This is a genomic window from Haliscomenobacter sp., from assembly GCF_033763495.1.
Classification (GTDB): domain Bacteria; phylum Bacteroidota; class Bacteroidia; order Chitinophagales; family Saprospiraceae; genus Haliscomenobacter.
Genome location: NZ_JANRKL010000071.1, coordinates 1 through 10,093, shown reverse-complemented (window position 1 = coordinate 10,093; position 10,093 = coordinate 1). Strand labels below are relative to the sequence as shown.

Below are 10,093 nucleotides of genomic sequence, written 5' to 3'. Positions count from 1 at the left end.
ATAGTTAGGCGAATAGGATGATTCATCGACAAAGTTAGAGCCTATTCATGGGTTCATAGATTAAGTTTTTGTAAAGGGGCGTTGAGAAACCGTACTCTATCCGCCATTTTTTCTTCGAGCGCCAGCCAATTTTGCATCGGCTAGCGTTTAATTTGATTCCGCCACCCAATCAACGCTGGAAATTTTCACAGCATCAGCCAATTGAAAAGCCTGGCGGTCGGCGATCAATTCCTTGGTCACCGTACCGATCGACTGCGGCAGGTCTTTATTCAAAATGGCGATTTTAGTGGCCGAAAAAGAATAGTCGCTGTTGTAGTCTTTTTTGAGCCGACCGGTGATTTCAACGGTTTGTAGCTCCAATTTTTTGAGGGTGTCGGTGGGTGTGTTGCTGGTGGTTTGGGCGCTAAGGCTGGATACCAAACAAACAAGCACAAAAGTAAAGTTAAATTGCATGGTCATGATAAAGTGGGTGTGTGATAACATATGGATAAGTTTCAATTCATCGTCTCCGGAAACGGATCTTCAAAATACCCGCCCTTCCACATCTGCTCAATTTCCTCCAGGGTACACAAACAAGCCCGCAATTCCATTTTGATCCGGGTTTGATCCAGGTCTTGACCGATGAAAACCAGTTCATTGCCCCGGTCTCCAAAAACCGGATCCCAGTCTTTTTCAATTTCCTCCTGCGCTTCCAAAAAAGAGGGAATGTTCATGCGGCGGTGCAGGGGCATACTCGCCCACCACCGCCCGGCGGAAGAAGCCTGCAAGGAACCACCCGCCTGGCTCCAGTTGAGGGCATCGCTGGGGCGGGAAGCGATTTTCTCAAAAATCCTCCACAATTAATTCATGATTGATCATCGCTCCCGCCATCGTCCCTGCCGCCACGGCAGCGGCTACGGCCCGCATAGGAGTAGTGTTGTCGCCTGCGGCAAAAACGCCGGGGACATTGGTTTTTTTGAAATCATTCACCTGGATATGCCCCATTTCGGTAAAAGCGCAACCCAGGTCTTTGGCGATAGCACTACTTTGGGTAAATGGCACTCGTGCAAAAAGCGCTTTCAAGGCATGATGGCTGCCATCCTCAAAGTGGACTTTTTGCAAATAACCCGCTTGATGCTCCAGTGCGCGAATCGGCGTTTCGATGATGCGGATGTTTTTGGCCTGCAATTTTTCTACCTGGGCTTTTTCCATGTTCATGGGGCCATTGGTAAATAGGGTCAAGCCGCTGCTCCAGTGGTCGATGAGGCGCGCCATTTCAAAAGCGGTTTCGCCATTGGCCAACACGCCTAGTTCTTGCTTTTTTACCTCGTAGCCGTGGCAATAAGGACAATGCAACACCGAAATGCCCCAGGATTCTGCAAACCCAGGTAAATCAGGCATTTGGTCTTTTACCCCGGTGGCCAGTAATAATTTTTTCCCTTGAAAGACCTCTGCGCCCGCCCCAGTGACCTGAAAACCGCCCTCAACGGCTTGCACCGCGCTGACCCAGAGTTTGCGCAGCCGTACCGTCGGGTATTGCAACACTTCAGCCCGCGCGACGGCTCCAATGTGTGCCGGGACTTGCCCATCCTGGGTCAAAAAATTATGCGAGTGCGGGGTTTGACGATTACAAGGTTCACCCGCATCAAGGACCAAAACCTTGCGCAAAGAACGGCCAAGGGCCATAGCTGCTGCCAAACCAGCGTAGCTGCCACCAAGGATGATGACCTCGCTGAATGATTCGTTTTGTTGAGTCATGGTATTTTTTTCTGGTACCCAGTGGGTCGCTAATTCCTCCACATTTTGCAGCGACAATGCGCCAAGCGCCAGGTTGCGGAGAAATTCCTGGCGATTCATACCTGCGCAGCATTGCGCTGGGCGCTCCACCACACCAGTAGCCATAATAACCCGGCCAGTACCCCCAGGCACAGCAAGTTACCGCCTACCTGCGCCTTCAATGGCGGCGCTTTAAACGTAGGCAAGCGTTCAAACTCGGCTTTTTTGAAGGTTTTGCCCGACAGGCCAATCTGGGTGACCAGTTCCCGGTTTTGTTTCAAGGTCTCTTTGGTCGCGTTTTGCCAATCGATAAAATTGCTCAGTTCAGTGCCTGCGCTGGTAGTGAGGATGGCATTGAACGCGTAGGCCGGATTGAGGTATTTGAGGCGGTTTTCCAAATCCAGGCGTTGGCTTCCGGTTCGCATCAGCGGGGCACCCAGTTGCTCAACTTTGGCTATGCTGTTCTCGTTGTACATAAACACTTTAATCGCCTGGGTGTCGCGGATGGGCTGAGGTATTTTGGCGTAGAGATCAGGCTGCGTTTTTTGAAAATCAGCTAAAATAGCCGCCATGGGTCGATCCCATTCCTGGGAGCTGATGTCCCTGGCGGTGGCCATAAATTCGCTGCGGGGCAGTACGGGATAAGTTCTGTCCACCCAAAAGTTGGTCAGGGCGGGCAAAAGGATCAACAAGACAATCCAAAAACCAGCCAAAACCGTGGCGTTAAAAGCAGAACTACGCCCCCAAGTGTTTACCCAGGCAACCAGTCCAGCCCACAACAAAAGCCAGGCACCGCAGCCCAGCCCCCAAGCGGGCCAATGTGCCCAGTCGGCACCCACTACGCCAAAACCAATGCTACAAATCAGGAGGGACAAGCCCCACAGCAGCCCAAATTGTAAGCCAACACGGGTGAACAAAAGCTGCTTCGGCGTAAGGCCTTGTACTTTCAATAAGGATAAAATGCCCTCCTCCCGATCCTGACTCAAGGCATTGAACCCGAGTACGATCACCAATAAGGGCAGCAGGTAAACCAGTACAAAACTGAGGTCAAAATTCCCAGCCAAAAGCTGTTCGGGGTTATTGATTTCCTCCAATTCTGGCAGATTGACATTGCGGTACAATTGAATGCGTTGGTAGGGAGTTTGTTGATCGCGTTGCCCCACAGCCAGTGCACTCAATGAACCAGGCAACCAGGTGGAATAACGCCGATAGCGAAAATCAGCCATAATGGGGTCTCCAAAACTGTTCAGCCTTTCCGGCGCTTGATCCCCCAGTTGGGTCAAAGTATCGTATTTGGGAGCCAACTCGGCATAGGTCTCCGCTTGCTTTTGCTGCACTTCTCCGATCTGAGTGCGGTAATGCTGGTAATTGAGCCAGCCGTAAGCAATGGCGTAGCCGCCGCCAAGCAGTATAAACAGGAGCAAAGCCCAGCCTACCCGTTTGCGGAGCAATTGTTTTAATTCGTATTGAAGTATGGTCGTAATCATGTGAAGGAGGCGTTTAAGGGCGCAGATTTAAAGCAGACGCTCGGCTTTCCACCAAGGCATCCACAACAGGAGGATCAACAATAAGGCCCAGGCGGCAATGGCCACCAGTTCCAGCGTTCTTTGTTGTAAAGACCAAGCCATGGCTGGCGCCTCGTAGTTGAAGTCTTCCAATTCAGAAAACCAGGCTTCGGGCACGGTCCAATCCCAATCACCCGTTTTTGAGCCACCGTAGGCCATTTTTTCATTCAAAGTACGGATGAGGGTGCGGCGGTACATTTCCGCCGCTTTTTGGAAGTGCAGGTGTTGGTACAAATCGGCATTGGCGAGGCTAAGGCTGAGGTTGCGCAAGGCTTGAAAGGGGTTGATAAAACTGCTCCAGGCCGTGTATTGGGCCTGCTGGCGCAAATCGCGGTTCAAGAGGCCAAAGTGTTTGTCCCACACCGCATTGCCGTAGTATTCATCTTCCTGCATCAACAAACCATCGTAGTTGATGGGCAGTTTAGAAGGGTCATCCACGCTATATTTGGCCAATATTTTGCGTTCAAAACGTTTGCTGCGCGCATCCTCTGGATCGTGGCCATTCAAGCCCTTTTCCCGCTCTTCGTGCATTTGTTCGTTGAATTGCATCACCCCCAGGAGTGGCTTTTGCTGTTCAGCTGAAGCGGCTACCACTTTGGGCAAAATGACCGTACTCAAAACCCAAATGCTGAGCAAACTGAGCAAACTCAGGGCAGGTTGACGGATTGCGGCGGCCAATTGAACGGCCATAGCACTGATCAAAAAATAGTACAAAGCATAAAGCGTAGTCAGGCCCAGCAGGCGCAACCACACATCGGTACCCTGGCTGAGTTGAGGCTGGCTCAAGGCCAGGATGCCGCTCAATACCAAAACCAGGAGCAACAAAGCCAAAGCCATGCTCCAAACGGCCAATATTTTACCCCACAGCAAACTGCGGGGCGCAGTGCCCTAGGCCAACATGAGGCGCAATGCTCCACTGCTGCGTTCGCGTTGGAAGCTGTTGAAGGCCACAAAAATGAGCAAGAGGGGAACCAGTATCTGTAAAATCAACCCCGTATGCAGGTCGCCAAAACGGCTCAGGCTACTTTGTTCGGAAGCTGCGGCGAAGGCTAGCCCGTGTTGGACGTGCCCTTCCAGACGCAGCGACACCCCGGCAAACTTGTCGATCCCCGGATCTAAAAAATGCAAAATAGACACGGGCTTGTATACGTAGGTGCCGTAGTGTGCGGATGAATGGGGGTTTTGATCGCCCTGGTTTTCCCACTTCTGGCGCATCAATTGAGCCGCCTCTGCTCTTTCGTGGTGGATGCGTTGGAAATTTTGCCAACCGCTGAAGGTGGCAAACAACAAGAGCCCACCGATGATGATCCAGAGGACCGACAGTTGTCGCTCGCGCCAGGCGATGCGCCACTCATTTTGGATGATTTGAGTCAACATAGTTTTGCTGTTTGGGGATCAAACCGTTTCCAAATATATTTTTTCCAGTTCCGTCGCCGAAAACTCGGTAGCCGCATGGGTGGCCACCAGTTGGCCTTCGCGCATGATGCCTACCCGGGTGGCGACGTCCTTCGCGCGAAAGATGTCGTGGGTGGCCATCAGGATTGCTACCCCTTCCTGAGCTAAGGTTTTGAGCAAAAGGGAAAAATCATTGCTGGCTTTGGGATCGAGGCCGCTGGTGGGTTCGTCCAGAAACAGTGCTTTGGCCTGCTTGGCAGTAGCAATGGCAATGCCTACTTTTTGGCGCATGCCCTTGGAATAAGTACCTACGTAGCGGTTGATGCTGTCGCCCGGCAAACCTGCTTTGAGCAAAAACTCCTGCAATTGGTTTTTGGAATAGCGGAATCCTGCCAAACGGCTGAAGTAGTCGAGGTTTTCCAGGCCGCTGAGTTTGGGGTACAACATCACCACTTCGGGCAAGTAGGCCAGGTGTCGTTTGCTGCCTTGGGGGTCACTCGCCACATCGATGCCATTGATTTCGGCTTTACCCGCACTAGGGGCAGTGAATCCTAAGAAACAATTGATGGTGGTGGTTTTTCCAGCGCCGTTTTGTCCCAGGAGGCAGAATATTTCGCCGGGAGCTATATTGAGGTTCAAGTTATTGAGGGCGTGGTGTTCGCCGTAACTTTTGCTAAGGTTGTGGGCTACAATCATGATTTCTATTTTTGAAACAATGTTGCAAATATAGAAAGAATTTTATTTTTGCAACACTGTTTCAAAAATAATTTAATCCAAAATTAACCAATTGAATTACAATTAATTAAATCAAAATTACCATTGTAGCAGTTTAAAACCTTTTGCCGTTTCTCTTCATTTCCAAAGGCCCCTCCCAAATCACTTCCTCAATCATCCATTTATCACCTTGTTTTGACAACAACAAATAGTCCGTTCCCCACAGAGCGGTAACTTTGGCGGCGGCAGTAACTTTCATCAGATCTAGGACTACTACTTTTTTTGGGCTGTCGGGTTTGCCCATACGGCGATTTTCGGAAATGTCTTTTCGGGCGTAAAACAAAGCCTCTTCCATGGTCATTTTTGAATAGGTGTAATCCTTGTCACCATTTCGTTGGTAAAAGCCGATCTTGTACAACCGGGGCTGAATGGATCGCAGTAGTTTGACTGTATCGGCTTCATAAAAACCTTCGATGTAGTCAAAGCAGGCACGTTCTACCTTTTGTTTGTCATCTTGAGCTTTGATGGTTGCGGTAAACAAAACCGCCATTAAACATAGTGTTATTTTTTTCATGTTGAAAATTTGGTTTACCCCTATTTTGTAGGGAAATGCTTTTATTATCAGCAAATGCTGTTTCACGCAATCCACTGCGCCCGTTTTAAAAAATGGGAGGCAATAAGCACCAATCCGATCATCATGAGCAAATAGTTGAGTGATTTCTTTAGCTCAAAAATCGGGGACTTTAAAGCATTTTTCTACCAAACCGATAATAATGGAAGTGTTAAATATTGCGAAACTCGGAAGGTTTCTGTCCGGTCATTTTTTTGAACACCGCGTTGAAGTTTGAAAGAGAGTTAAAACCTGATTTGTAGGCAATTGCGGCAATTTTCAGGTACTCAAACTTCGGGTCTGTCAACATTGACTTTGCTGCCTCGACACGATATGCATTGAGGTAATCAGAAAATTTTTTTTGCAGATGCCCGTTCAGGGCTTGTGACAGATTGTGCCGATTGGTGTTGACTAGCTCCGCCAAATCATCCAGGGTCAATTCAGGGTCAAGATAAAGGCATTTTTGTTGCATCAACTGGTCGACTTCGACCAAAATCCGTTCAATTTCAGATGGGTCAAGGGTCGAGTTCGTATATTTTGGCAAAGCTGCTTTGTCCTGTACCTGCGCTAAGTCGCTGGTGGAATGAAGCAATTCCGGGCGTGCCAACAGGCTGTAAGTAATCCAATAAATGAAAACAGTTGCCAAAATAAACATCCAACGAATTTCGGAATAATATGGGTGTAAGACAAATAGCATAAACAAAGTCACGCTAAGGGTAACGGTGGTAAAAAAAGAAACGGTGGTGAGTTTATTCAACCATTCGATGCGAACCGCAGCGCCAGGATTATCCGTCGGCGCCAAATGGCCCAGCAAACGCAGTGCCAACAGGTGATAAGTCACCAAACTGACTATGGTGCCTAGGAAAATGCCCCACCAAACCACCGGGTAGGCCCACAGGGGCTTATTAGTATCCATTATTTCCACCGATACAGCCAAAACGAACGGCGCATAATGCAATAAATAACCTGGGAACCGAGGTTTTCCTTTCGTGGATTGCGCTAAAAAAAGGTACAAAGAAGGCCCATAAATAAAGGGTAGTAAATAGGAAAATTGATAAAACAAGCTCCCGTGATTCATCAGCCATATTTTATTGGCAATTTTCATCACTACCTGTATCAACAATGTGAGCAAATAAAGCAGCAAAAACGGCAAAGCAGGGTTGTTCTTCCTTTTGCGAAGCAAAAATAAACCAAGGAGCGCCGCTTGCAAGGCCCCAAATGTGAGCACAAAAATGTTGTATTGCAGTGGGGTGATCATGTTACAAAGATAGGGAACTACCCAATCATCTTTAAATGTTTCAACGGGGTTCATCATCCAAAAGCGCCAAAGGTGAAAAGTGCAGGCGGCCAGGAAAACGAAACGAGCTTGTTGCCAATAGCGCATTTCATAGGCTCCAGGCATTTGTAAAAAGCTGTAACAAGGCAAATAATACCAATACCAGTGAGGTGATGAAGTTTTTCATTTTTTGTTTTTTTATGCAATATTGATGCAAATATAGAAAGAATTTCATTTTTGCAACGTTGTTTCAAAAATAATTTAACTTGAGGATCAATATGGAAGCCATCGAAATTTTAAACCAACACAAACTCAGGGTGACAAATACACGACTGCTGGTTCTGAATTTCCTCATGGCCAGCAAAACCAAAATGCCGCCCCGCGTTGGCCTTGGGGCGGCATTTTGGTAAAGCCGTTGATGGAGAGTATTATTTGTACAATGGGCTATCTAAACTCTACCGTTGATCGATAACCTTGAACATGATGGTGTATACCAGAGCTATTTATTCAAAAGAACGGATATTCAAAAGATTGACCATGCAATTCTCCATATTGCCAATGGTCAACACAAAGCTTTGTTTGACTTTTAAACCGTTGGAAAATTCTGCTGGCGTCCAATTAGGCATTTTTGAAATAGCCGCAACCAGCATTTCGTCAATTTTTGAATCTTTTGATGGCATGGCAACTTGGATATCTGCAACCTGCCCCTGTTCGGAAATGGTGAATTTTATGGCCGTCAAATCATAACCGGTAAAACTTCCTGCTTCAATCTTTACCATGCCATTTTGTTGCAGGTATTGAATCAATTGCTCGGCGCTTTCTCCATAAGTAGCGTTTTTTTCAGGCATGATCGTAACACTGGAATTGTATTGCTTCTCGGTATTAACTTTCAACGAGTTTTCGGGCAAGTAGGTTACGCTTACCGCAATATCGCTACTGCGATCAGCTAATCGGATCAGTTCTTTTTGCGCTTGATTCAAGACATAGCTAGTACCCGAAGCCGTCGTTTTGCTTCCATTTTTATAGGCTGAAATTTCCACGGAAATGTATTCTTTCACCCAAGAAGCTGGGTACCGTTTGTCCAAATCGGTAAGTGTGTTTATTTCCGCCAACTGATTTTCTTGGATCGAAATGAATGGTAGAACTTTGTTTACTTCAAATTTCAGCTCATTCTGAGCAAAACTGTTGAAAGCGCATCCGATCGAGAGAAGCACTACGAATAAAAACTGATTTATTTTCATACCTGTGTTTTTAAAATGCATTGATAAGAGGTAAAGATAAGTGCTCATTTTTTGATAGGCACTTGAAATGCTTGCCTTTCTAGCATTTTTTTATTCACAACTAATCTTAGCAATAAGCCATTTGCCATTTTCCTTAACCAATTCCAATTCGCTCGCTCCTACAGTTACCTTTGCTTGATTTGTGCCGAGTAGATCTACATTAGGCGTGCCAGTTTCATATTCTTTAGGGTCCCAATCTTGTCCACAGTATACCCGGTCGTAGTCATAACCGGATAAAGGGGCTTCATTGCCATTTTCTTTGTCTTTTGCCCAGATCGCTTCGTATTGTTTCAGATACGCCAGGTCATTGTCAATGTAGGCTTGGCTGAGAAAACCACTTTTCATCATTTCGGCGTGATAGGCAGCCACTTTTTCCATGTCTAATTTTGAAAATTCGCCTTCTGAGTCAACATACTCAATTTGCTCAATCCCCGCCGGAGGATACCATTTGTAAAAACTATGTACGACATCGGTGATGGCTGCTTTATCGGTAGACGTGCTGTTTTTAGGTGCTTGTTGACAAGCGAAAAGGAATGCCAGCGCAAGGCCAAAGCAAATGTTGACGATTTTTGTAATTTTACTCATGTAGTTGATTTTAGTGTGGTAAAAATTTCTTAAAATTAATAAAGTTTTGTGTTTACTGAAATGAAATTAGCTACTTGATCATTGGTCAAATGCTCTTGGAATTGTGTTTTTTCAGGTCAGTCTGAGTGAATTTAGGTGGCATGCTCTAGCCGAAAGATATCGCCTTTCCCAAGTCTGTTTTTGATAACCCGTTCTGCTCAACTTCTTTGAGGGAAATCAAGGGGATTTCACGAACCACAAAGGTTTTTTCACTTGCCAAACGGCTTGCCTCTGCTAAAAGTTTTCCATTTCCGCCCGTTATCTGTCCAATGAGTTCAACACCATTTTTTCTTGCTTTTTTGCGAAATGTTGTCATGGTAAGCGACAGTATCCACTTCAAAATAGCGGGTAAATTCACTCCTGCTTTGTGCATTTTTTCAGGGACTACGTAATGCAACGAAATGATTTTTTTAGGTTGCAAATCAACGGATTGCAGCAAAACTTCCTTTCCTAAAAGGTCAAAAATATAGGTGAGTTCGCCTACTTTCAAGACATCGGTAAACTGCTCTTTGCGATAGTCAATTACTCGGTCTATCCCTACTTTTTTCAGGTCGTCAAGGTCTTTTCCGCTTGCCGTTCCGATCACTTCCAGTCCCATACTTTTGGCGATTTGAACAGCCAAAAATCCTACACCCCCACCAGCGCCATGAATGAGCATTTTTTCCCCTTTTTTTGCCCCTAATTGTTGCAGACTGTCATATGCCGTTAACAAAGGTAGGGCAATGATACCTGCTTGATGTGTAGTGAGGTGGGTAGGAATTTTGGCAATATAGTCGGTGTGAATGGTAATTTCTTCTGCCCAAGCACCAATATCGCTAAACTTTCGGTAAAAAAACACCTCGTCTCCTACTTTAAAATCGCGCACGTTTTGTCC

11 protein-coding genes and 1 pseudogene are annotated in these 10,093 nt (G+C 46.6%); all 12 read right to left on the bottom strand.

Going from position 1 to position 10,093, the window contains the following annotated elements:
* Positions 1 to 174 precede the first annotated feature (174 nt).
* Positions 175 to 357, bottom strand: a pseudogene (locus tag SFV55_RS30180) (hypothetical protein); the annotation flags it as partial.
* 137 nt (positions 358 to 494) lie between these two features.
* Positions 495 to 839: a GTP-binding protein gene (locus SFV55_RS08180; RefSeq protein ID WP_320028999.1), complete on the bottom strand. Its 345-nt coding sequence runs from the start codon at positions 837 to 839 to the stop codon at positions 495 to 497.
* Entirely contained in the window at positions 823 to 1,836 is a 1,014-nt protein-coding gene (locus SFV55_RS08175) for an NAD(P)/FAD-dependent oxidoreductase (protein ID WP_320028998.1), read from the bottom strand. Before SFV55_RS08175 ends, SFV55_RS08180 begins: the two co-directional genes overlap by 17 nt.
* On the bottom strand, positions 1,833 to 3,242 hold the full coding sequence (locus SFV55_RS08170; RefSeq protein ID WP_320028997.1) for a DUF3526 domain-containing protein: 1,410 nt from the start codon (positions 3,240 to 3,242) through the stop codon (positions 1,833 to 1,835). The genes SFV55_RS08175 and SFV55_RS08170 overlap by 4 nt, the downstream gene beginning before the upstream one ends.
* A gap of 27 nt (positions 3,243 to 3,269) precedes the next feature.
* Positions 3,270 to 4,172: a DUF3526 domain-containing protein gene (locus SFV55_RS08165; protein WP_320028996.1), complete on the bottom strand. Its 903-nt coding sequence runs from the start codon at positions 4,170 to 4,172 to the stop codon at positions 3,270 to 3,272.
* A 36-nt stretch (positions 4,173 to 4,208) separates the two neighbouring features.
* Positions 4,209 to 4,697, bottom strand: a complete 489-nt coding sequence (locus SFV55_RS08160) for a hypothetical protein (protein WP_320028995.1) — start codon at positions 4,695 to 4,697, stop codon at positions 4,209 to 4,211.
* Between the two features lie 18 nt (positions 4,698 to 4,715).
* Positions 4,716 to 5,411: an ABC transporter ATP-binding protein gene (locus tag SFV55_RS08155; RefSeq protein WP_320028994.1), complete on the bottom strand. Its 696-nt coding sequence runs from the start codon at positions 5,409 to 5,411 to the stop codon at positions 4,716 to 4,718.
* 133 nt (positions 5,412 to 5,544) lie between these two features.
* On the bottom strand, positions 5,545 to 6,003 hold the full coding sequence (locus tag SFV55_RS08150) for a nuclear transport factor 2 family protein (protein WP_320028993.1): 459 nt from the start codon (positions 6,001 to 6,003) through the stop codon (positions 5,545 to 5,547).
* Positions 6,004 to 6,211: 208 nt separating this feature from the next.
* On the bottom strand, positions 6,212 to 7,441 hold the full coding sequence (locus tag SFV55_RS08145) for a helix-turn-helix transcriptional regulator (RefSeq protein ID WP_320028992.1): 1,230 nt from the start codon (positions 7,439 to 7,441) through the stop codon (positions 6,212 to 6,214).
* A 377-nt stretch (positions 7,442 to 7,818) separates the two neighbouring features.
* Entirely contained in the window at positions 7,819 to 8,604 is a 786-nt protein-coding gene (locus SFV55_RS08140; protein WP_320028991.1) for an energy transducer TonB, read from the bottom strand.
* Positions 8,605 to 8,646: 42 nt separating this feature from the next.
* Positions 8,647 to 9,180, bottom strand: a complete 534-nt coding sequence (locus SFV55_RS08135; protein WP_320028990.1) for a DUF3828 domain-containing protein — start codon at positions 9,178 to 9,180, stop codon at positions 8,647 to 8,649.
* A gap of 145 nt (positions 9,181 to 9,325) precedes the next feature.
* Positions 9,326 to 10,093 (bottom strand): zinc-binding dehydrogenase (locus SFV55_RS08130; RefSeq protein ID WP_320028989.1); only part of this gene is annotated, 768 nt, incomplete at its 5' end.